Raw genomic sequence first — 22,319 nt, 5'->3', positions numbered from 1 at the left:
CATAAGCCGCCGCCTGCCCGCAAGCCTTGATCACGATCAATTCCCGGCGCTCCGCGGCCCTGGACAAGGGGGCGGCGGACCCATAAATCAGCCCCATGTTCACACCGACCGCCCTTCCCGTGTCCGGCAGCAAGCAGGACTTCTACGCCTCCCTCGCCCAGCAGCTCTCCGGCCTGCTCCACGGCGAGCCCGATGCGATCGCCAATGCGGCCAACATGTCGGCCCTGCTCTACGATCTCATGCCCGATCTGAACTGGGCGGGGTTCTACTTCATGCGGGGAGGGGAGCTCGTCCTGGGGCCTTTCCAGGGCAAGGTCGCCTGCGTGCGCATCGCCGTGGGACGCGGGGTCTGCGGCACCGCCGTGGAGCGGAAGGCCTCGGTCGTGGTGCCCGACGTTCACGCCTTCCCGGGCCATATCGCCTGCGACAGCGCCTCCCGCTCGGAGCTGGTCGTGCCCCTCGTCAAGGATGGCCGGGTTCTCGGCGTCCTCGATCTGGACAGCCCGAACCCGGCCCGGTTCGACGAGGAGGACCGCGAGGGCTGCGAGAGGCTCGTGCAGATCTATCTCGAAGCGTCGGATATCGCAGACGGCTCTTTCGGTCTCTGAGAAGGGCGCCCGGACTTTCTCGGATCGGGAAAGGCGTGTTACTGGTGCTGCCTGCCTTCGCGGCGATCGAAGCTCCCGGGGATGAAGGGTGAAACAGCGCGCAGAGCGAAAACCGTTCCTCTGGTCTCTGCAGGCCTTGCTCGCCCTCGTCTTCACGCTCGTCGTGCTCGCCATCTCCGCCGCGCTGATCGGGTTCAACCACCACCAGCTGACGGCGCTCACGATCCGCGACGCCGAGGACGACTTCCAGCGCATCGCCAGCAATGTGCGGAACGAGCTCGCGGGCAGTCTCCGGATCGCGGGCTCCGTCCTCGATACCGTCTCCATCACCATCGATCCCGAGCTTCCTTCCGAGCAGCTGGTCGTGACCCTGACCGCAGTGTTGAAGGAGCTCGATGAGGTTCTGCCGGCTGCGACGGGGGTCTTCCTGGGCCGCAGCGACGGGAGCCATGTGGTCGTGCAGACGATCAGCGATGCACGGCCGCCCGAAATCGGCCCGGAATCCCACGACGGGGCCTACGTCTTCATGATCGTCGAGCCGGCGACGGATGGGCCGTCGGCACGGTGGATCGTCGTGGACGCGCAGGGCAGGGAGTTGCGGCGGATCGGGTCTCGGCCGACCGCCTTCGATCCCCGGAGGCGTCCCTGGTATGCGCCCGCCCTGGCCAGCGGCGATGTGATCCTCACGCCTCCCTACCGTTTTGCCAGCGTCCCGGAGGCCGGAGTGACGCTGGCGCGGCAGGCGCGGCAGACACCCGGCGCCGTCTTCGGCATCGACATGACCCTCGCCAGTCTCGATCTTTACCTGGAGCGCCTGCGCTTTCCGCCGGATCTGGAACTTCTCGTCTTCGACGCGGCTGGCACCCTGATCGCGCATCCGCGCGGAGGCTCGTACCGGATGATCCGCCAGGCCGACCGGAACAACAGGCTCCTCACGGTCGACGATCTCGGCTCTCCGCTGCTCAGCGGCATGTACCGGACCTTTCAGGAGGCGCCCGGCCGGAAGGAGCGGAGCGCATCCTTCACGGTCGGCGACGAGAACTATTTCAGCCGCACCGAACAGGTCGGCGAAGGGTTCGACAACCTGTTCATCAGCCTTGCCATTCCCTTCGACACCATGATGGGGCCGGCGGAGCGGATCCGCACCGGGCTTCTCGTGATCTCCGGCATTTCCGTCGCCGTCACTCTGCTGATCGTCCTGCTCGCGGCCCGCTACCTGGCGCGCCCCCTGCGTCTGGCGACGGACGACATCCGCAGGATCATGAAGTTCGAATTCGGACATGCGCGCCGGTCGCAATCCCGCGTGATGGAGGTCAGGGAGCTCTCGCGTGCCATCGACACGCTCGAACTCGCCCTGAGCAACTTCATGCGCTACGTGCCGAACGCCCTGGTGCGCGGCATCATCGGCCGCAAGATGTCGTCCGAGCTCGGCGGCAAACGCCAGGCGATCACCGTGCTGTTCACCGACGTGGCCGGCTTCACGCCCATGGCGGAAGGCCTCGATCCCGAGGAGGTGATGGCCAAGACGTCCCGCTATTTCAGCGAGATCGGCGGCGAACTGGTCCGTTCGGGAGCCACTATCGACAAGTATATCGGCGACAGCATCATGGCGTTCTGGAATGCGCCCGAGGAACGGGAGGATCACGTCGCTCTCGCCTGCCTCGGCGCCCTGCGCGCCGCGCGCCGCCTCGACCGGCTCAACGAGGATTTCGTCGCCGAAGGCGGTGCGCCCATGCAGACCCGGTTCGGCCTGCATACGGGCGAGGCCGTCATCGGCAATGTCGGCTCGGTCGACCGGATCAACTACACGGCCCTCGGCCACACGGTGAACATGGCTTCCCGGCTCGAGAAGCTGAACAAGCGCTACGGCACGACGATCCTCGTCAGCGAGGACGTCCAGCGTGCGACGGCGGGCGAATACGTGTTCCGCTTCGTCGACCGAACGGTGCCGGAGGGGGCGCACCGCCCGATGATCATCTACGAGCTTCTCGGCGCTGCGGGAGACGACGAAAGCGAACTGGCGCCCGATCCGGACCGGTTGCGGACCCTCGAGGATTGGGAGAGGGCGCGGGCCAGCTACGAGGCCGGCGACTGGGCGAAGGCGGCGGCGCAGCTCGAGGCCCTGGCTGCCGCCGCGCCCGATGACCGCCTTTTCCAGGTTTATCTGCATCGCTGCCATGCTAGTCTCCAGCCGTCCCGGACCGGGTGAGAACCCAAAGCCTGGCGGGCACCCGCTCGAACGGAGCTTTCGCCTTCCTTCCGCCTCCTGCCAGTCACAGACATGACCTCCTCCTACATCGACAGCTACTACAGCCGGACGCTCGCCACGTCCGAGACCTATCCGCAGGCTCGGGGCCGTATCGGAGCCGACGTCTGCATCGTCGGCGGCGGTCTTGCGGGACTGACGGCGGCGCTGAAGCTGGCGCGGAGCGGCCGGTCCGTCGTGGTTCTCGAAGCGCAGCGCATCCTGTGGGGAGCCTCAGGCCGCAACGGCGGCTTCGTGTCGGCCGGATACGCGACGGGATTGTCCGCCATCGAGCGCCGGGTCGGCCCGGAGCAGGCCAAGGCGCTCTACCGCCTCTCCATCGAAGGCGTCGATATCGTGAGCGACCATATCCGGGACCTCGCCATCGGAGAGGCAAGGCCCGTTCCCGGCATCGTGAAGGCGTTGCGCTACGATTCGCGCGGGGCCCTGCGGGCCGCCCGGGACAGGATGGAGCGCGAATTCGGCCTCGAACAGCGCTACCTGCCGCGGGACGAGGTCAGGGCGATGTTCGTTTCTCCCCGGTATCAGGAGGGGCTTCTCGACGGGAGGGCCTTTCATTTCCACCCCTTGAACTACGGGCGCGCCTTGGCCCGCGCCGCTGCCGGGCTGGGGGCAGGGATCCACGAGAACTCGGCGGTGGTCTCGGCGGAGCTCGATGGGCCGAGGAAGATGTTGCGCACGAAGGACGCGGAGATCGAGGCCGAGCATGTGCTCTTCACCACCGGCGGCTATACCGGTGGAGTTCTGCCGGCATTACGGACGGCGTTCCTGCCCGTCGCCACCTACGTGCTTCTGACGGAGCACGCGCCGGATCTCGTCCGCAGCGCCATCCGCACCTCTGCCGCCGTGCTCGACGACCGCAGGGCCGGGGACTACTACCGCCTCGTCGACGATGGGAGCCGCATCCTCTGGGGCGGGCGGATCACCACGAGGACGACCGATCCGGCGGATATCGCCGCCCTGCTCCGGCGCGAGATGGTGGGCACCTATCCGCAATTGGCGGAGCTGAAGGTCGAGGTGGCCTGGTCGGGCCTCATGTCCTATGCCCGGCATCTAATGCCGCAGATCGGCCGGCTGCGGCCGGGCGTGTGGTTCTGCACGGCCTTCGGCGGCCATGGCATGAACACGACCGCCATCGGCGGAACGGTCGTCGCCGAGGGCATCGCCGGCGAAACCGACCGCTACCGCTTGTTCGAGCCTTTCGGCCTGGCCTGGAACGGAGGACTTTTCGGGCGGGCGGCGGTGCAACTGACCTATTGGGGCTATCAGGCTGCCGATGCGGCCCGGGAATACCGCTTCCGCCGAGGCTCCTGACTGAAGGGGTCGGGCGGACCGGCCCGCTCGTCAGAGCCTGACGGCCGATACGGCAACCCAGAGGAAGCCTAAGCCGACGGACAAGCCGACCCAATCCATGATGCGCGCCAGCGGGTCGCTGGCCGGGTGGCGTCGCTTCGGCTCATCCATCAAGTTCCTCTCAGGCTTGAACAGGGACGGGCAGAACAACGCTTAAGCTTGGGTTTGGTTCTCTCCTTGCGGGGGATGGGCCTTCAAGGCCCCCGAATGCCGCTTCTCGTGCGGGGTCAGTGCATGTTCTCTTTCTTGCTGGATTCGAGCGGGAAGGGAGGGGCGTCGACCTGCTCCTTCACGGCTTTCAGCTGCTTGACCCTCTCGCGGAAGTGCAGCGCAATCGCCTCGGACACGCGGGCCGTCGTTTCGGGGGTCGGCGTCTCGTCCTGCGACGAGTGGATCATCGCGATGGCGCTCATGACGCCGTCATAGATCTCCCGCTCGCTCAGTTCGAGTTTTCCGTCCTTGATCGACGCATCCAGGATAGCCTTGAAGCAGCCCTCGCGGACCCGCTTGGCGTATTCCTCGTCGAATTCTTTCATCTCGGGTACCCTCCTCACGGACCGGTGAGGCTTTACTGACTGACTAGTCTCCTCGACTTTGACCCCGGCGCGAAGCCAAACCTTCTCGGAAGGTTAAGGCTGCGCAAGAGTGTCGGCGTCAAACGGCGTTCCGTCGCGGTGATGCTGCCCTCGCGGTCGACAGGCGATCCTCGGTTCCGGCCCACGTCGAGACAGGTCGTCCGACTTCTATGTTAATTTAATGGCGTAGCTGGCCCGAGTCTCGTCCGCGTTGTGGAAATAACGGGGTGCCGCGGCCGACCGTACGGAGGTTTTGCCTCCCGGAACATCCCGGCTCTCCCCGCAGGAGTGCCGCCAGGCATGACGGAACGTAAACTGTCGTTAAGACGAGATGATAAAATCTGGATCTTTTGCCAAGTTGACGCTGCTGTCTGACAGATGAAACGAGGCGTTTGTCGTTTCTCTTGCTCCATGCCGCGGAACAACACTTGGGAAATGAAAGCAATAATCAAAGTTTAACCGAGTTATGCTGAAGTTCCTCGTCTCCAGAGGGATCTGTGGTTCATAGGCGATACTCTGTTTCGGAAAGGCTTCCGTTACGACCTGAATGCCCATCGGCCGCCTTGGCCGTTCGGGCATCCGCGCAGGAGGCCGTCCTCGAAGCTTGGCAATATCGTCCACGGGCCATCGCTCCCCAATACAAAGCCGGAAAAAACGAGGAAGCTATGCGCCTGAAGCTCGGGATCACGACGAAGATCCATTCAATCACCCTGACGGCCCTGATCGGCATCGCCGCGATCATCGGCCTTTCGCTCTATCAGCTCCGCGAGGAGATCGTCTCGGCCCAGGCCGTGAAGACCCATCATGTGGTCGAGGCCGCCTACGGCATCCTGTCGTACTACGAGGCCGAGGAGCGCGCCGGCCGCATGAGCCGCGCGGACGCCCAGAAGGCGGCCATGCACGCCGTGAGAGGCCTGCGTTACGACAAGCAGGAGTATTTCTGGATCAACGACATGCATCCGCGCATGCTGATGCACCCGATCAAGCCCGAGCTCGAAGGTCAGGACATGACCGAGAACAAGGACCCGACCGGAAAGCGGCTCTTCGTGGCCTTCGTGGACACGGTGAAGCAGAGTGGAGCAGGTTTCGTCCCCTATCTCTGGCCCAAGCCCGGCGCGGAGCAGCCCGTCGGCAAGATTTCCTACGTGAAGGGCTTCCAGCCCTGGGGGTGGATCATCGGCTCGGGCGTCTATACGGACGACACGGCCGCCAAGGTCTGGGACACCGCCATGAAGCTGATGGCTGGCGTCGCCCTGATCGTTCTCGTCATCGCAGGCGTCGCGGCGCTGATCGGCCGAGGCGTGACGCGCCCGATCCTGGCCCTCAGCCAGGCGATGCGCGCCCTCGCCGAAGGCGACAAGCAGGTCGACGTGCCGGCCCAGAACCGCGCCGACGAGCTGGGCGAGATGGCTCATGCGGTCCAGGTGTTCAAGGGCGTCCTGATCGCCAAGGACGAGGCCGAGGAAGCTGCCGCTCTCGAGGCCGATGCCAAGGCCCGCCGCGCTCAGCGCCTGGATGAGATCGCCAAGCGTTTCGAGGCGAACGTGTCGGCTCTCACCCAGGGCCTGTCCACCGCCGCCCTGAGAATGGAGGCGACGGCCCAGACCATGGCGGCGACCGCCGAGCAGACGAACCATCAATCGACATCCGTCGCCAGCGCGGCCGAGAAGACGGCCGCCAACGTTCAGACCGTGGCGGCCGCGACCGAGGAGCTGTCCATCTCCACCCGCGAGATCGCGGCCCAGGTGGCGCACTCGACCCAGATCGCCGGCACCGCCGTCGAGGGGGCCAGGCGCACGGACGCGACCGTGCAGGCCCTCGTCACCACGGCGGAGCGCATCGGCAGCGTCGTGGCCCTCATCAACACCATCGCGGCACAGACCAACCTGCTCGCGCTCAACGCCACCATCGAGGCTGCCCGGGCCGGCGAGGCCGGCAAGGGCTTTGCGGTCGTCGCCTCCGAGGTCAAGGAACTGGCCGGCCAGACCACGAAGGCGACGGAGGAGATCAGCGCCCAGATCGCCGAGATCCAGCAGGTCACGCAGGAGGCCGTGAGCGCCATCCAGAGCGTCGGCAGCACGATCGGGGAGATGTCGAGCGTCTCGACCGCGATTGCGGCGGCCATCGAGCAGCAGGGCGCGGCCACCAGCGAGATCGCCCGCAACGTGCAGGAGGCAGCCCGCGGCACCGAGGCCGTCAGCGGCAACATCGTCGATGTGCAGCAGGGAGCCGGCCAGACCGGCGCGGCGGCGTCGCAGGTGCTCGATGCCGCCCAGGAACTGGCACGCCACTCGAACGATCTGAGCCAGGAGGTTCAGGCCTTCCTTGCCAGCGTCAAGGCGGCCTGAGGAGAGCCGAAGAGACGCAATCCCGTCGGTGCGGCGGTCAAGGCCGCGGCACTGCGGGGTTGCGCTCCCCGCAGGCCATGTGGGACTGGCGTTCGGGGCTTCGATTTCCTATATGGGGTTTGTCGGGTTTCGACCCGGCTATGACCGTAGAGGCTTTGTGGCATAGGCGTTTAGGACGCGGGTTCAATTCCCGCCGCCTCCACCACGAGCAGACGAGGGAAGCCTGGTCTGTTTCTGAGGGGGGCGACTTGGGTTCGACTGGGCGCAATAAAGACAGGGCTGCGGTTAGGCTGAGCTACGGCCTTGATAGTGCACATTCACAAATGCCAACGACAACGTTGACATGGGTGCGGTTCGCCTCGCGGCGTAACCATCCGGGGCTCGGGAAAGCCTAGCAACAGAAACGGCACCTTCGGGTGCCGTTCCCATTTTCGGCTCCCCTTTCAGAGCTGTGAAGACGCGCTGATATGGCCGATCGGCGGCCCCTGTTCGGCCGTGAAGACGCCGGCCGTCAGCACTCCCCTGAACACGGCTCCGGTATCCAGGTTCGTTCGATAGCGGCGTATATCCGGCCGGTCCGTCACCAACGGCGTGTGGCCGTGAACCACGTGTTTTCCGAAATCGTAATCGACCTCGAGGAAGGGGCCCCGGATCCAGAGCCTGTCTTCGTCCGATTGTCTCTCGAGGGGCCTGCCCGGCCGGAGGCCCGCGTGGACATAATAGTGCTTCTCGTCCTCGAACGAGGTCGGCAGGGAGCCTATCCATTCCAGCAGGTCGCCCGGGATGGCGGCTGGGCTCCGGACGCCGAAGGACGCCAGGGCGGCGTCGCCGCCGTTGCGGACCCACCAGAAGGTCCCGGTCGGGTCCCCGATGGCCTTCAACAGCATGTCCTCGTGGTTGCCCATGAGACAGATGACCTTGTCCGGAGACCCGCCCTGCAACGCCCGAACCGTCGCGATGACCGCAGCGCTGTCCGGGCCGCGGTCGATGTAGTCGCCCAGGAAGACGAGCCTGTGGGGCCGGCCCTCCGCATGCTCGCGGATCTTGCCCAGGAGCCGTTGGAGCAGGTCGTGCCGCCCGTGGATGTCACCGATGGCGTAGGTCAGCATGGGAGCATTATAGTTCGACAATCGCCGGGGCGCAGGGGAGGGGCTCCCGCGCATCTCGCCGGACGGCGTGTTCGAAGGGCGGCCTCGGCTCTCCCTGAACGACGGCCGCCTGATATATTATGTCGCTGTTAATCCAGTCCGGCGTAACCTGCGCATGTTTCTGGAGGAAAGATCATGCTTCGCACAGTCGTTGCGGCGGCACTCGCCGTCGGTGCAGCATTCACCGTCATGCCGACGAGCGCCGTGGCCCAGGGGCTGGTGCCCTGCGCGCCCGAGGGCGGGTTCTGCCGGGTGCCTTATCCGACCCGGGTCGTGTACGGCATTCCCGGCCGCACCACGGCGCGCGAGGTCGGCGGACGCGGCATTCCCTGCTCCAACGAGGTGTTCGGCGATCCTGCCCCCGGCATTCCCAAGCGCTGCGCCTACATCGAGCGCAGGTTCGACCGGGATGGCGGTTGGGGGCCGGATCGCAGCAGGCCGGGTCCGGACTTCGACAGGCCCCGCCGGGATTTCCGCGGTCCCGACTGGCGCGACGACAGGGCGGCGGCCTGGCAGTTCTGCGCCCGCGAGAACGACTTCTGCGACTTCAGGGGGACCAGGCGGGTCCGGTACGGGGCCGGCCGTCGTTTCGTCGAACGGGTGTCCCGCGACGGCATCCCCTGCAACAACAGGGCCTTCGGCGATCCGGCGCCGGGCGTTCCGAAGGTCTGCCAAGTGCTCGATTGAGCATGAGGAAAGCGAATCAGGACCCCGACGGCAACCTGCCCGGGGTCAGCCATAACGGAAGGCGCGGCCATCCTGGCGGCGCCTAGCCGGCTGAGGGTTGCTCCGCCGATCCGCCAGGGTTCCTTCACGATGCCCGATCCAGGGCCCGGGAGTGCCGATATCGCACCCGCGACGCCTGGGGAGAGTCGGTGCTTCCCTCTTGGAACCGAAAAACCTGCCTTAGGTTTCCAGGGATGGCTTTCCTGAATTTCAGCGAATGGTCCCTCTGGATCAACGTGGCGATCTTCCTCGTCAGCGGCGGCTGCGTGTGGGCCGCCGGGTCACGCCTGGCGGGCTACATCGACGGCATTTCGGATCAGGCGAAAATAGGCAAGGGCTTCGCCGGCATGCTGCTTCTCGGCGGCATCACCTCGCTGCCGGAGATAGCGACGACGACGACCGCCTCGTTCACGGGCAATGCCCCGCTTGCGATCAACAACCTGCTGGGCACCTCGTCGATCAACCTCGTGCTCCTCGCCATCGCGGACGCCATCTTCGGCCGCAGCGCACTCACCTCGGTGGCCGCCAACCCGGGATCCCTGCTGCAGGGCGTGCTCGGCATGATCCTGATGGGGGTCGTCACGGTCGCCATCATCGCCGGCGAAGTTGCGCTCGGGCCTGTCGGAGCATGGTCCAGCCTGCTCATCATCCTGTGCATCGGGGCGCTCTGGCTCTCGTCCCGCTACGACCGGCGTCATGTCTGGGAGGCTGTCGACGGGAAGGTCGAAGACGGTGCTTCGCGCACCCGGAGCAGCGAGAGCAACAAGCAGGCGGGCGGAAAGGAGGAGGACAAGCCATCCCTGAGATCCCTCGTCATCAGGACCGTGATTGCCGCCGCAATCATCCTGGTATCGGGTTTTCTGCTCTCCCAATCGGCCGACGCGATTTCCCAGAAGACCGGCATCGGCGCAAGCCTCGTCGGGCTCGTGCTGGTCGGTCTCGCCACCTCGCTGCCGGAGCTGAGCTCCATCGTCGCGGCGGTCCGCATCAGGCGCTACGAGATGGCCGTGGGAGACATCTTCGGCACCAACCTGTTCAACATCTCCCTCCTGTTCCTCACGGATCTGACCTATAGCGGCGATCCCGCCCTCGAAATCGCCGACACGTTCGAGGCCGTTGCCGCCGTGCTGGCACTGATCCTGACCGGGATCTTCGTGCTCGGACTTCTGGAGCGCAGGGACAGGACGATCTTTCGGCTGGGCTACGATGCTGCGGCCGTATTGGCCATCTTCGGGGCCGGACTAGGGCTGCTCTACACGCTGACCGACCAGTCGGCGACGGCGAAGCAGGGGCAGCAGGCAAGCCAGAGCGCGCGAGAGCCGGACAGCGGCAAGACCGAGCCTGCCGCACCTCCGTAAACTCCGCCCCTTCGCCGATGCAGCTCACGCGATGGGATCGTCGAAAGGCCTTCCACCGTCTCAGCGCAGGAAGGGGTCTTTCCCGGCCTCGAGGATTTCCTCCGCTTTCCGGGAGAATTCGGCACTCGGCAATCCAGCCGGAATGAGCTCGCCATATGTGACCGTTATGGTTCCGCTGCGCTTGCAGGTACTGCCGGGGCTCCAAAAATGCCCGGAGTTCAGCGCCATCGGCAGCACTGGCACTCCAAGCCTGGCATAGAGAAGCTCTGCGCCACGCTTGAATTCGACCTTGTCCGTGACCTGCCGCCGGGTGCCTTCTGGAAAAACGAGCACGAAACGTCCTTCCGACAGAGCGGCTTGGCTCTGCTGGATCATTTCCCGCAGAGCTTTGGGGCCGGTCTCGCGGTCGATGACGATCATGGGCGAGCGGCGCAGATACCAGCCGAACACGGGGATCGCGAGCAGCTCCTGCTTCGCCACAACGGCGACATCCGGAAACAGCAGCAACGACGCCAATGTCTCCCATGTCGACTGGTGGTTCGCGACGATCAGGCACGGTTCGTCCGGAACGTGCTGACGGCCCTTTTCGATGTGTCGCAGGCCCACGACGTGTTTGAGCCCGAACAGCGCGCCGCGCACCCAGAGCCGGGTTGCAGATCGAATGGCAGAGTTGGGCGAACCGCAGAGCCACAGCACTGGCACGGCAAGCCCGAACAGGGCCGTCCAGATCGCAAGGAGAAGGTCGAAGAGCTTGGACCGCAACCAGATCAGGGATCCTGGATGCGCGTTCAACACGACGCCAGGCGATCCCTGGCCTGTCTGTCCATCCGAAGCGCCACGATGGGCCTGAGTGTGCGCCGCACTGCTGATCCGCTCTATTCCTTCAAGCACCTGCCGCTTCCTCGATGTTGATGCCAAATGCCGCCGCTGTCGGTCACCGGCGTGCTTTTCTGGCGGCGTAACGGGCGTCTCTGGCGGCTTTTTGTTCTATCTCCAGCGCAACCTGACGCTCTTCTCGCTCCAGAGTTTCACGCGCCTGCTCCTCGAGCCGCAGGTTGCGCTCGGTGGTCTCGCGAGCCTCCCGCTCCGCAGCTTCACGCGCTTTGTCGGCGAGCTTGGCGGCCTCCCGTTCGGCCAGTCGCACCTCACGTGCGGCACTGACGGCCTGTCGAGCCGCTTTGCGCTCGGCAAGGGCTGGATCGTCCATGGCGGCCTTCGACTGGAAGCGCTGCTGCATCGCTTTTCTGGCGCTTTCGGCGGTGCTCAGCCGGTCGCCAAAGCCCTTGTCGCGAAATCCGCTCATGCCTTGATCTCGCTCTCGCGCACAGCGCGCTCTGTTGCCGCTGATCGGATCCGGTACGAAACCTCACCGGTCTCGTCGGCAGGCATGAGTCGTACGACTTCGTAAATGCCGCTACCGCTGGCGCGGCTGTCTGAAAGCGGGGCGCGCACGAGGCGTACCATCTGGCGGATCTTGTACTTGTGGGACATTGCTCGTTCTCCTGTGCGTGGACGCGCCACGACAGCAAAGAAAAAGCCGCTCCACTGCGGAGCGGCTCCAATAGGTCAGCGCGGTTTCGCCTGCGCCGGACGAGATGGTTTTATGCCATCTCGATCTTATTGACGGCGATCTTGCCGCTGCGGCGATCCTCGGCGGTATCGAAGGCGACCTTCTGGCCCTCGACCAGACCGCGGATGCCGGCACGCTCGAGGGCGGTGGCATGGACGAAAACGTCGCTCTGGCCGTTGTCAGGCTGAATGAAGCCGAAGCCTTTTTGATCGTTGTAGAATTTTACGGTGCCCGTATTCATGGGGATATCCTCGATATGCGTGAGTGCACGTGAGTTCGGGGGCGTGCGAAGGCACGACCTCCAACTCGGGCTCGTCGATGTTTGGGAAGAGTGTCTAAACGTGCGCCCGGCATGCCAAGGCGAAACGGCTCGATTGTCCGGCCAAAATGTCGATGAATTTGATATAGGCAGTTTGTTCGTGATTACAAGCGCAGGCGAAGCGGCAAGTCCCGCATAGGGGAGATATTCCGGCCTGCGAGAAAGCTCCCTTCATCGAACATGCCAGGGCGGGTGGGCCAAGCCTCGAACCCGCGGCCCTCTATGTTCCAAAGGGCTTGGCTGGTGCTGCCAGAGAGGATCGAACTCTCGACCTCTCCCTTACCAAGGCGAGGCGCACGATAAACCTACAGGAACGGTGACGAACTTCTCCAGCCGCCAAGTGCTTCAAATTGCTTGTCTTTTCTTATGATACAATGTATCATTTGAGATAAGGGCGAACGTCCGCAAACCCTCAAGGAATGCGAAAAAGACCCCTAAAAGACCCCTTGGCAAGCACCCGGAGAAGCACCCCGTGCCAAAAGTTACCCTTACCGAAGCAGCCCTGAAACGCCTCACCCGTCCCGGCTCCGGGCGGCGAGAGATCTCGGACGTAGAAAAGGGGCTGTTCCTCTTCGTGTCCGAGACAGGCAATAAGACCTGGACCGTGATCTTCCGTCTGCCGGATGGGACCGGGAAGCGCACCACTCGGGTTAAGATGAACATCGGCTCCTGGCCGGGGGTGGGGGTGGATCAGGCCCGCGCCCGTTGCCGGGAGATCATGGAGGCCGTCCGATCCGGCGAGGATCCCCGGAGGCAAGCCGAGCAAGAGGCCATCGAACGGGAAACCGGATCCCTGAACGCAATAGTAGAACTCTACGGCGCGGCCATGGACGAGGGGAAGCTGATCGGAGGCCGGAAGCGGCCAGTCACGAAGTCCACGGCCAAGTCTCGAATGTCGATGCTGACGCGGCTGGTCCTGCCGGATCTCGGCAGGAAGACCCTCCATGAGATCACGCGGGAGGATGTGGCTCGCGTCCTATCCCGGATCGAGAAAGCTGGTGGGCCGGTGGACGAAACGCTCAAGGTTGTCCGGTCTGTGTTCAAGTTCGCGGCGGGACGGGCGCTCTTCTCAGGCACCCCTCCGACAGCCGGGATGACGAAGCGCCAACCGTCCGTGACAAGGGCGCGGGCGCTCACGGACGAGGATCTAAGGGCGCTTTGGGGCGCAGCGGGTGAATACGGCTACCCATTCGGCCATGCCCTCCGGCTGCTGATGCTTACCGGTCAGCGGCGGAACGAGATCAGCCATGCGCGGTGGTCGGAGATCGACTGGAGCCGCAAGATCCTCACTATCCCTGCGGAGCGGGTGAAGAACCGTGCCGGTGACCACGAGGTGCCATTGAGCGATGCTGCTATCGCGGTGCTCAAGGAGGCGAGGGCGGCTTACGAGGCGACCGGCTTCGTGTCGGGTTACGTCTTTCCCTCTGACATCGGAGATACGCCCATCAGCGGGTGGTCGAAGGTGAAGCCTAAGATCGATAGGGCCGTTCAAGCCGAGATTGCTGGCCTGACGAAGGCCGAGAAGCGAGCGGTGAGTGCCAGGGGCGCTCTTCGCTCTGAGACGGTCGAGCGGAAGGCCGAGGCGCTAGAGAAGATCGCCCAGACGGAAGCGATCACATGGCGCATCCACGATCTCCGGCACACATTCATCACTCGCGTTCGGGACGGCGAGGAGAATGCCGAGGGTGAGATCGTCTATTCCGCGCCGCTCGATGTTCTCCAGGCTGTGGTGAACCACGAAATCACGGCTGGCGTGACTGGCCACTATGACCACGGCGACATTCAGCGGCGCTATCGCCTGCGGAAGCGGGAGGTGCTGGACTGGTGGGCGCGGAAGCTGATGCGGATCGTGGGCGAGACGGACGCAGACGAGAATGTGGTAGTTTTCGCGAAATGTGCATGAAAACGGTTTTCGATCTATTCGGCTATTTGAAGTGTCGTGAGTGATCGAATTTCCCCTATTGCCTGAATGGGATCGGTCACTTACGTTTGTTCTCGGTTGCTTAAAGGCAGCCAACTAACTCGACGAGTTAGGGACGTGGTTCACCGGCCCCATATCCAAATTCCGGTCTAAAGCCCAGCGCCCGTCATCCCGAAATGCTCATAACTGAGTGAGGATGATCCTATGCCTGCGCGCAAGAAACGCGAAGGGGCTGAGCTTCAGGAATGGCTCGCGAAGCGCGAAGCCCAGAAAGTTCGCCAAGCCCAAATCCGCAGTGTGGTCCGTGAGCTATCCGGCCACACGTTACTTAAGCCGCTCGAAGTCGCGGAACTTCTCGCCACCACTACAAAGACCATCCGAGAGCTTGAGGCGCGCGGAGAGTTCCCGCCGCGTGTCGAGATCGGCCCAATGTCGGTCGGTTATCGTCTGAAGGATATCGAAGCCTTCATCGATGCGCGTCTGAAGACGCGGGAAGCAGCCTGACCGAACGCCTGAAAAAGAAGGCCGGTCAGAGCGCCATACCCCAACCGGCCTAGAGCGAAATCTTCTATCCAACGGATAAGTAATATGTCCCGTTCTAGTTTGAAAATCAAGTCGAATACCGAAACAGAAATCAATCAAGCTGGTAATGATGCTTCAGTCGTTGTAAAGCTGGAGAAGGTGAGCGATGCAAGCCAGCAGATTGCAACTACCGTCAACTATCGCTCAATTCCCGCTCTCGCCCTTTACATCGACCGGATCGGAGCCGAGCAACTTAACTTCAAGCGGTTTGTAGTTAGGGAATATGACGGCCGTTATCACACAGAGCGTGCTCTAATTACGCTCGCATGGAAAAACGGGCAGTTAGAAGTTACTTGCTCTAACGATGACTACAAGCCCACGGAGCCGGAGCTTGCTGCGATCCGCACCGCGATGACTGCGGACACGTTTCCGAAATCCGTTCCGGCGACGCAAGCGCAGTATGAGAGCATTCTTCTCGGCAAGAAAATTCCGAAGGATGCCGACACCTATCCGGCCTATGATAAGAGCGGCAAGATGGTCCTGATGGTCCAACAGCGCATCGAGACCGAGAGCGGAAAGGCTTATGTGCCCTGGACGTTCTGGGATGACGGCGAATGGCGCAACATGGAGCCCGATGGCGAGCTTCCGCTTTTCGGTCTGGACCGGCTGCGCGGAAATCCCCGCTGGATCATGCTTCACGAAGGAGCAAAGGCCGGAGATCGCCTGAACTGGATGTTCAACGAGAATAGCCGCGAGGCATGGGAGGCTCGCGCTGCGCATCCATGGGCTTCGGATCTCGAAAACCTCGCCCATGTGGGTTGGATTGGGGGCGCTCTCAACCCGCACCGCACCGATTGGTCGCCTCTTCCGTCCGACGCGATTGTCATCATGGTTTGCGACAACGACAAGCCGGGGATGGACGCGGCTCCAAAGATCTCGAAGCTCATAAAGCGCTCGATGCGGGCAGTCGTCTTCAACGACGATTTTCCGGAAGCCTTCGATCTCGCTGATGAGTTCCCGAAGGAGATGTTCAAGACGGTCGCTGGAGAGACGATCTACACCGGACCTTCGATGAGGGATCTGGAGATAGATGCGACATGGGCCACCTATCAGGTGATTAATCCATCCACAAACCGGCCAGCCTTTGGGATCCGGGGAGAGTTCTCAAAGGATTGGTACTGGACGCCCAGCAAACTCTTTGTCCATCGCTCCAATCCTGGGAGGATCTACAGCGAGGATGAGTTCAACGCTGCTGTGCGACCGTTCAGCGATGTGGCGAAAACGGCTGATCTGCTGATGCGCGAGCTTTCGCAGCGGGTCGATGGTCTTGCCTATGAGCCGGGCGAAAAGACCGGCGTTGTGCGCGTAGATGGTGAACGGAAGTTTAACACTTTCAAACCGTCTGCGATCAAACCGAGGGAGAAGTTGAAGGAAGGCGAAGCGGATCCGTTCATCGAATTTATGGAGCATCTGATCCCCAATGAACGGGACCGGATCGAGCTTCTTCGCTGGTGCGCAACGCTGGTCGTGCATCCGGAGATCCACATGACCTATGCGGTTCTCATGATCAGCGAGGAGCAGGGTGTGGGCAAGACGACGCTGGCCGAGAAGATCTTGAGGCCGCTGATCGGAGCACACAACACCTCAACGCCTAGCGCGAGCCAGATGGTCAATAGCGCCTATAACGGCTGGCAGGCACACAAGCGGCTCGTGATCTGTAACGAGATCTATGAGGGCAGAAGCTCGAAGGCTTACGACAAGCTCAAGAGCGTTATCAGTGACAACAACACTCGCGTGGAAGAGAAGTACAAGTCTTCCTACGATCTCAGCAACTTCGCGCACGTTTTCGCTTGCTCAAACTCGCTGCGGGCCTTGAAGATCGAAGACGGCGACCGGCGCTGGCTCATCCCTAGGGTGACTGAGGAGACGAAGCCGAAGGAGTATTGGGTCAAGTTCAACGCATGGCTCAACAACGGTGGCCTCTCGATTATCTATCGCTGGTTCATCGAGTTCCTGAAAGACCACGAGCCGGTCAGTCCTGCCGACCGCGCTCCGGATAGCGCCTCGAAACAGGCAGTGATCGCAGCGACGAAGACCGAAGGCCAGCAACTCGCGGCGGATCTCGCTTTCTGCCTGATCGAGCGGTTCAAGGCGACCGGCGAGCGCATCCTCACTACCACCCATGAAGTGCGGACCTTCATAGGTGGCCGCCTCAATCGCTCCAATGATCCGAGGTTAGAAAGCCCGGAGACGATTGCCCGCGAGCTTAAGATGGCCGGCATGTCTCGTGGCGATAAGCCCATGAGGGTCTTCGGAGAGAAGCGAAAGCTTGTAGCCAACTTCGATATCTCAGGCCGAGAGTTCAACGGCGATCTGGAGAAGGAAGGTATCTTCAAGGATGCCAATGCTCTGGCCGATATCTTCAAGGAGGCGATGTGATGGAACTGCGCTCAATGATCCTAGGAAACCGCGTTCCAGTCGGCGTTCCAGTTCCAGTGAAAACCCATAAAATTGTATCTTTTGAGATCTTGTCGAGAGGGAGCTTCCTCCTTCGTAAAATCCTAAAAGATCCGGATTTGTGGACTGCGACTGGAACTGGAACGCGCCGTAACGCTCTGGCTCTGGCCCTGAGGCTCGATGGCTCCCCGATCTTCCGGGTGGCCGTCTTGGCCGTGGTCTTCTCCGGGCTGGTGTGGGCGTGTGCGGAGCGGAACCGACTGGCTACTAGCCATGTGGTTAACGAAAGCCGCCAACCAGCGAGCCTACAAAATTGGCTCCGGACGCCCATTCGCGAGCTTCTGGCTACCCAAGGTCCAGAGATCGAGAAAAGCCAGCCGCTGGACACGGGGCGCAGCACGACGAGCCTGCAAATCGAGAAGAGGGGCTGAATATGGACGATCAGGTAAACAACGCAGCGAAAACGCAGAAGAAGCGAGTGCCAGGAAAGCCGTTCCAGCCGGGGAACTCCGGCAGGCCAAAGGGTGCTCGCAACAAGCGAACGGCTTTGGCCGAGAAACTGATGGGCGACGATCTCGAAGCCGTCACCCGATCCGTCATCAATGCGGCTCGAAACGGAGACATGACCGCAGCCCGCATCATCATGGACCGAATGGCGCCAGTCCGGAAAGGCCGCGCAGTGACATTCGACGTTCCTGAGACGATGGACGCTGATGGCGTGGCCGATGGCTTCAAGCGGCTGTTGCAGGCCGTGGGCGCTGGCGAGCTAACGCCGGAGGAAGCCACGCAGGTTGCGGCGATCCTGGAGCTTCGGAGGAAGAGCATCGAGACATCTGAGCTTGCTGACGAAATCAAGGCTCTCCGCGAGCACATCGAAGGGAAGGACGAAGCATGAGCAACCAAACCCTGAAAAGCCAACTCAAGGCACTCAAGGCGAAGGCAGGAGTAGGCAAGAACCAAAGGCAGATGGAGCCGATCTTTTGCCTGGACGGCTTGTGGTATCGCCAGGAGGTGTTGAGCCGTCTGATTGAGGCGGAAGAGCGCGGCGAAGATCCGGCGACCGTGGACCTTGGTCGAGCGCTCACTGAGGAAGAGGTTCGGCAGATTAGAGACGCCTGGGGATCGTTGAACCTTGGGGTGAGTTTCGTGAGGCCAGAGTATAGGCGAGACGCCAATACTCCCTGAAGCACTGACAGATCTTTCAACTTATAAAACCGTCTCTGAAACGTTACACAATTAAGTGACATTTCGGAGGTGGTTTTTCTATGAGCGCTGGCGTTTTCTCCTTCACCTTCAAGGACGGATCTTCCTTCCTCTCTTCCGCGATCAACCTAGCCTCCCGCATGAGGCAACACCGGGCATTGCTGGCGGCGGGTGTGCATCCTTGCGCGGAGCTACAGCAGGCATTCGAGAGCGGAGGCCGCGAGATCCGGGTGCAGATCGTTCTAGCTTGCAATGCGAGCGATCTCCGGACCTATGAACAACGGATCCTCAATGCTTCCCCGGCATCCTTCCTCTTGCCCGATCTCTCACCTACTGACGTGGCGCGCCTAGTCGAGATCGAGCGCGAACGCATCAATGCAACGGAGGAGGCCGAGCGCGAGCGGCTGGCGCAAGTGAAGGCTGAAGAATGGGAGTTCCCGGCACTCAAGGACCATGAGTTGCCGCCGCTTCCGCGCAAGATGACCACGCCAGAGGAGCGGGAGCAGCGAGAGCGCGAGCGGCTGGCGCGGATCGAGCAGCGCGAGGCCGTGAGGCGGGCCAACAAGGAGTTGAAGGCCAAGCGCAAGATGCTGGATCGGGCGAAGAGGGACGCAAAGGCCGAGACGAGAGCGAAGATGGCGGCTGCGCGTCGGTTGTGGTGGGCACGAAGCAGGGCGGCTGGATCGACGTTGCTTAAAGGACAATCTACTGTCATATGAGACAATCCAAGAGCAGTAACTAACTCTCGTGTCTGACATATGTCCACTGACCCAATGGAAAATCCCGAAGATCTCCTCAAAGACATTTTTGCAAAGCGCAAGGCTCGGATCGACGAGCACGAAAAGCTTCGAGCGAGCGAGCCCTTCCAACAGGCCCTTAAACGTGTCGACAAGCTCGTTTGGGAGTATGGTGAGGCAATCAACGCGATAGATTTTCAGTCAACGCGCTGGCCTCCATTTTACGAGGAGTTCATCAGTTTAAGGATGAAGCAACAGTTCGCCGAGTGTGTGATATCCGCCGGACAACTGATCAAAGAGGGGTTCCATACTCCAGCGAGAAGGGAACTCCGGTTTCTCGTAGAGGCATCAGTGAAAGCACTTTGGCTGGATACTGGATCTCCTGAGATCTCGGATAGTAGGCGCGAAAAGCCGATCTCGAAGCTATCTGATGTTAAGGCAAAGGTTGGCGCGCTTGACGACTTAGGCAGGGAACGGTTTGCAGGTATTGTTAAGAGCCTAAAGTTCAAGATGATCGATGATGCTGGTGCTGAGATATTCAGGAGCGCGGCGCTCGACCTTTATTCGAAACTATCAACCCATGTTCATGTTTCTTCGCAAAACATTGGGAAGGACCTACAAAGGTTTGAGAAGGGACAGGATATCGGCTTCGAGACGGTCAAGGACGTTAATTCGATGGCCGATCTCATGCAACGCGTTCTGGATCTTGCATTGGCTAGCCACTTTGAAGCCTTCATGCCTAGTCTCGTGGGAGACATCTTTGTCGAAATTTTCGATGAGAACAAGCGATGGACCTTCCACAAGACACCATTAGTCGCCGCAGTGTCCCGACACTTTGACTACAAAGCGGAGCGCCAATCACGAGGCTAGTTTGAGCCTAGTGTATCAACTCGTTTAGGCGCGACGCCGGAAAGACATCTTTCCAGCGTTGCGCGCTGGCAGTTGCGCTTTCCGAAGAAACATGAACGATAAGCTTGGATAGCTTCATGCTATTCAATCACTTACGTCGTAGGATGCCTTGCATGTTCAGCAATCTCTCCGGCTTAGGACGGCTCTATAAGAAGCTTCCGCCTCACCAGAACGTCAGAGAACTAACTGACAATATGGAGGTGCTCGCCAACTACTTCCTCGATAGGGGATCGAGCGGCGCATTGAGCGGACGGGACGTAGGTTGGGAGTGGAAGTTAGGTGAGGATATGAAGACGCTCATCGAGTATGTGAGAGCATACATTCCTGATGATGCTTTTACAAAGACGCCGCGCTGAGAGAAGATTGCCTGTCTAGGGTAGAGTGAGGGGCGAATGTCTGACCAGGGCGAAGTTTGGGTAAGAGAGCGATATCACTCCGGCGAGCAAGTCCGGAACGTTGATCTTTTCTATGACACGATGGGGCAGATTCTTGGCGTTCTGCTAGATGAGCACCCAATCCCCTCAAGCCTTCCGATCATGGTGATGATGGGAACGCTTGTCCGGGAGGATGAGCGCCTCCACGAGATCTACTATCGGACGCTAGATTTCCTCGAAGACGAAGGATTGATCCGGCAAGTTCCTATGCACCCAAGAGCCTCTTCGACAGAGGAGAAAGCTGCCGAAAGCCCGATGGCTTTCTATGGCCTGACTTTGAAGGGAATGAGCATCCTAGCGCTCAAGCCTAAAGAGCTATTCCCGGAAACATCCTCCAATCAATCGGTCGGTGATGTGTTGATCGCGGAGGCGAAGAAAGAGGCGGGCCAAGTCCGAAGCGAAGTCTCGAAGCGCGTCATAAACTGGGCGCTTGAACAGGCGGGGCGCTGGATCATTGGCGGTTGAACAGCAATCCGATGCTTCCCTGAGGTTCACTGGTTCACTCTAACGAATGCACTCTCCTTCATTACAAATCGCTGACTACGAATTTGCTCACGTGTGTCAGATTGAGCCTCTGCGCGATGAGAGCGGATCCGTCCTTCAGATAATGCCTCAGAGCCGATACAAGAATGCTGCCACAGTGCTTCTCAATCGGTACGGCTCCGGCCCATTCTGCAAGTTCAGAATTCCGAATAGCTATCGGACTAGGGCGTGTTGTCGCTTGAACTGATTGGATCGGCTTGCGTTTTGCTTCTCCGTGCTAAGGAGGAGCAATGCTCAGCGACGAACAATGGGCTCTTCTGGAGCCCCTGATTGAAGCATGCCGGCCGAAAGGCAAGACCCCACCACAGGACCTGCGGCGCACCCTTTCGGCCATCCTGTGGCGGCATCAGAACGGAGCCAAGTGGCGGGCTGTCCCTGAGGAGCTGGGACCCTGGTGGCGGGCCGCCCAGATCTTCATCCGCTGGGCACGCGCTGGCGTCTGGGAGCGCTTGCTGACCCTTGTTCAGGAATGTGGGATCAAGCTCGGGATGGTGTTTCTCGATGGCACGAGCGTGCGGGCGCACCAGAAGGCCGCCGGGGCACGCCGAAAAGGGGCTCTCAAGCTCAACGAGACGATCGTGAAGCACTTGGCCGGTCTCGTGGCGGCTATGGCACCAAGGCTTGCGTGATCGCTGACGCCTCTGGCCACGCCATCGCGTTTCGGATCGCGCCCGGTCAAGCGCATGAGCTGCCCCATGCCATCCCGCTGCTGGAGCAACTGCCGCGTGTGCCAACATGGGTGGTCGGAGATCGCGGCTACACGAGCCATGGCTTTCGCGAGCATGTCTGGAGCATCGGCGCACGCCCCGCTATCCCGCCGCAGCGTCATGAGGCGCCGGTGGCATGCCCCGACTGGATCTACAACAACCGCAATGTTGTCGAGCGGCTCTGGGCCAGATTGAAGGAATGGCGAGCCGTTGCAACCCGCTACGAAAAGACTGCCCAATCTTTCATGGGCATTCTCTGCCTTGCCGCGACACTCGATTGGATCAAGCGATGACACGCCTTAGCGGCGTTTACATCCTGACCATTGACGGAGAGGTTCAGTATGTCGGCGAATGCGCCAACCTTTCGAGCCGGTTCAACTCCGGCTATGGCAATATTTCGCCACGCAATTGCTATAAGGGCGGACAGGAAACCAATTGCCGTTTGAACAACCTGATTTACCTCGCTGCGGAGCGCGGCGAGTGCGTGTCGCTTTGGTTTTTCCAGACCGATGACTACAAAGCAATGGAGCTTGCTCTGCGTGCGGCCCTGGCGCTACCTTGGAACCGGATCTGAATAGCTTAATCCGCAAAAGGTTACATCACAGAGTTTAAGAC

Annotated in this window: 24 protein-coding genes and 1 other RNA gene; 18 read left to right on the top strand and 7 right to left on the bottom strand. The window is 61.5% G+C overall.

The features are described 5' to 3' along the window. Positions 1-95 precede the first annotated feature (95 nt). From LGR44_RS10285 to LGR44_RS10275, 3 genes are all read left to right on the top strand, one after another. The gene (locus LGR44_RS10285; RefSeq protein ID WP_226740026.1) at positions 96-608 is read left to right on the top strand and encodes a GAF domain-containing protein; all 513 of its coding nucleotides are present in this window, start codon (positions 96-98) and stop codon (positions 606-608) included. Between the two features lie 88 nt (positions 609-696). After that, positions 697-2,817 (top strand): adenylate/guanylate cyclase domain-containing protein, encoded by a 2,121-nt coding sequence (locus LGR44_RS21960; RefSeq protein WP_226740024.1) that lies wholly within the window; start codon positions 697-699, stop codon positions 2,815-2,817. A gap of 72 nt (positions 2,818-2,889) precedes the next feature. Further along, positions 2,890-4,188, top strand: coding sequence for an NAD(P)/FAD-dependent oxidoreductase (locus tag LGR44_RS10275; RefSeq protein ID WP_226740022.1), 1,299 nt, complete (start codon positions 2,890-2,892; stop codon positions 4,186-4,188). Positions 4,189-4,454: 266 nt separating this feature from the next. Here LGR44_RS10275 and LGR44_RS10270 read toward each other — a convergent pair whose 3' ends face one another. Continuing rightward, positions 4,455-4,763: a hypothetical protein gene (locus LGR44_RS10270; RefSeq protein WP_226740020.1), complete on the bottom strand. Its 309-nt coding sequence runs from the start codon at positions 4,761-4,763 to the stop codon at positions 4,455-4,457. 360 nt (positions 4,764-5,123) lie between these two features. Continuing rightward, on the bottom strand, positions 5,124-5,423 hold the full coding sequence (locus tag LGR44_RS10265; RefSeq protein ID WP_226740018.1) for a hypothetical protein: 300 nt from the start codon (positions 5,421-5,423) through the stop codon (positions 5,124-5,126). Between the two features lie 44 nt (positions 5,424-5,467). Between LGR44_RS10265 and LGR44_RS10260 the strand changes: the two genes are divergently transcribed. Together LGR44_RS10260 and ssrA are read left to right on the top strand one after the other, a co-directional pair. Continuing rightward, positions 5,468-7,150 carry a methyl-accepting chemotaxis protein gene (locus LGR44_RS10260; RefSeq protein ID WP_226740016.1) on the top strand — a complete coding sequence of 561 codons (1,683 nt, stop codon included), beginning with the start codon at positions 5,468-5,470 and terminating at the stop codon, positions 7,148-7,150. Positions 7,151-7,232: 82 nt separating this feature from the next. Then, positions 7,233-7,562, top strand: a transfer-messenger RNA (tmRNA) gene (gene ssrA / locus LGR44_RS10255). A 31-nt stretch (positions 7,563-7,593) separates the two neighbouring features. Here ssrA and LGR44_RS10250 read toward each other — a convergent pair. Further along, a complete protein-coding gene (locus LGR44_RS10250; protein ID WP_226740014.1) occupies positions 7,594-8,259 on the bottom strand; it encodes a metallophosphoesterase family protein in 666 nt (221 codons plus the stop codon). A 174-nt stretch (positions 8,260-8,433) separates the two neighbouring features. Between LGR44_RS10250 and LGR44_RS10245 the strand changes: the two genes are divergently transcribed. Both LGR44_RS10245 and LGR44_RS10240 read left to right on the top strand, forming a co-directional pair. Beyond that, a complete protein-coding gene (locus LGR44_RS10245) occupies positions 8,434-8,985 on the top strand; it encodes a hypothetical protein (protein ID WP_226740013.1) in 552 nt (183 codons plus the stop codon). Positions 8,986-9,218: 233 nt separating this feature from the next. Further along, complete coding sequence (locus tag LGR44_RS10240; protein WP_226740011.1) at positions 9,219-10,382, top strand: sodium:calcium antiporter; 1,164 nt, start codon at positions 9,219-9,221, stop codon at positions 10,380-10,382. 60 nt (positions 10,383-10,442) lie between these two features. Here LGR44_RS10240 and LGR44_RS10235 read toward each other — a convergent pair whose 3' ends face one another. From LGR44_RS10235 to LGR44_RS10220, 4 genes are all read right to left on the bottom strand, one after another. Then, positions 10,443-11,144 carry a lysophospholipid acyltransferase family protein gene (locus LGR44_RS10235; protein ID WP_226740009.1) on the bottom strand — a complete coding sequence of 234 codons (702 nt, stop codon included), beginning with the start codon at positions 11,142-11,144 and terminating at the stop codon, positions 10,443-10,445. Between the two features lie 172 nt (positions 11,145-11,316). Continuing rightward, the gene (locus LGR44_RS10230) at positions 11,317-11,685 is read right to left on the bottom strand and encodes a DUF6481 family protein (protein ID WP_226740007.1); all 369 of its coding nucleotides are present in this window, start codon (positions 11,683-11,685) and stop codon (positions 11,317-11,319) included. Next, on the bottom strand, positions 11,682-11,873 hold the full coding sequence (locus LGR44_RS10225) for a hypothetical protein (RefSeq protein ID WP_226740005.1): 192 nt from the start codon (positions 11,871-11,873) through the stop codon (positions 11,682-11,684). Before LGR44_RS10225 ends, LGR44_RS10230 begins: the two co-directional genes overlap by 4 nt. Before the next feature lie 110 nt (positions 11,874-11,983). Next, positions 11,984-12,193, bottom strand: a complete 210-nt coding sequence (locus LGR44_RS10220) for a cold-shock protein (RefSeq protein ID WP_226740003.1) — start codon at positions 12,191-12,193, stop codon at positions 11,984-11,986. Between the two features lie 550 nt (positions 12,194-12,743). Between LGR44_RS10220 and LGR44_RS21955 the strand changes: the two genes are divergently transcribed. The 11 genes from LGR44_RS21955 (at position 12,744) to LGR44_RS10165 (ending at position 22,278) form a co-directional block, all read left to right on the top strand. Continuing rightward, positions 12,744-14,174, top strand: coding sequence for a tyrosine-type recombinase/integrase (locus tag LGR44_RS21955; protein WP_226740001.1), 1,431 nt, complete (start codon positions 12,744-12,746; stop codon positions 14,172-14,174). Between the two features lie 222 nt (positions 14,175-14,396). Beyond that, entirely contained in the window at positions 14,397-14,696 is a 300-nt protein-coding gene (locus tag LGR44_RS10210; protein ID WP_226739999.1) for a helix-turn-helix transcriptional regulator, read from the top strand. Between the two features lie 84 nt (positions 14,697-14,780). Further along, positions 14,781-17,153, top strand: a complete 2,373-nt coding sequence (locus tag LGR44_RS10205; RefSeq protein ID WP_226739997.1) for a DUF5906 domain-containing protein — start codon at positions 14,781-14,783, stop codon at positions 17,151-17,153. 451 nt (positions 17,154-17,604) lie between these two features. Further along, entirely contained in the window at positions 17,605-18,066 is a 462-nt protein-coding gene (locus LGR44_RS10200) for a DUF5681 domain-containing protein (RefSeq protein ID WP_226739995.1), read from the top strand. After that, positions 18,063-18,356, top strand: coding sequence for a hypothetical protein (locus LGR44_RS10195; protein WP_226739993.1), 294 nt, complete (start codon positions 18,063-18,065; stop codon positions 18,354-18,356). The genes LGR44_RS10200 and LGR44_RS10195 overlap by 4 nt, the downstream gene beginning before the upstream one ends. An 80-nt stretch (positions 18,357-18,436) precedes the next feature. After that, entirely contained in the window at positions 18,437-19,093 is a 657-nt protein-coding gene (locus tag LGR44_RS10190; RefSeq protein ID WP_226739991.1) for a GIY-YIG nuclease family protein, read from the top strand. Positions 19,094-19,132: 39 nt separating this feature from the next. Then, positions 19,133-19,981: a hypothetical protein gene (locus LGR44_RS10185; RefSeq protein ID WP_226739989.1), complete on the top strand. Its 849-nt coding sequence runs from the start codon at positions 19,133-19,135 to the stop codon at positions 19,979-19,981. Between the two features lie 152 nt (positions 19,982-20,133). Continuing rightward, the gene (locus tag LGR44_RS10180; protein WP_226739987.1) at positions 20,134-20,376 is read left to right on the top strand and encodes a hypothetical protein; all 243 of its coding nucleotides are present in this window, start codon (positions 20,134-20,136) and stop codon (positions 20,374-20,376) included. A 36-nt stretch (positions 20,377-20,412) separates the two neighbouring features. Further along, positions 20,413-20,919 carry a hypothetical protein gene (locus LGR44_RS10175; protein WP_226739985.1) on the top strand — a complete coding sequence of 169 codons (507 nt, stop codon included), beginning with the start codon at positions 20,413-20,415 and terminating at the stop codon, positions 20,917-20,919. Positions 20,920-21,227: 308 nt separating this feature from the next. Beyond that, a protein-coding gene (locus LGR44_RS10170) for an IS5 family transposase (RefSeq protein WP_226739983.1) occupies positions 21,228-21,997 on the top strand; the annotation gives its coding sequence in 2 pieces (ribosomal slippage) (positions 21,228-21,549 and positions 21,549-21,997; 771 coding nt in all). Next, a complete protein-coding gene (locus LGR44_RS10165; RefSeq protein ID WP_226739981.1) occupies positions 21,994-22,278 on the top strand; it encodes a GIY-YIG nuclease family protein in 285 nt (94 codons plus the stop codon). Before LGR44_RS10170 ends, LGR44_RS10165 begins: the two co-directional genes overlap by 4 nt. The last annotated feature ends 41 nt before the right edge of the window (positions 22,279-22,319 follow it).

Source organism: Microvirga lenta (assembly GCF_020532555.1).
Taxonomy (GTDB): Bacteria; Pseudomonadota; Alphaproteobacteria; order Rhizobiales; family Beijerinckiaceae; genus Microvirga; species Microvirga lenta.
Note: the sequence above shows the minus strand (reverse complement) of the source record. Positions and strands in the feature narration are given on the sequence as shown.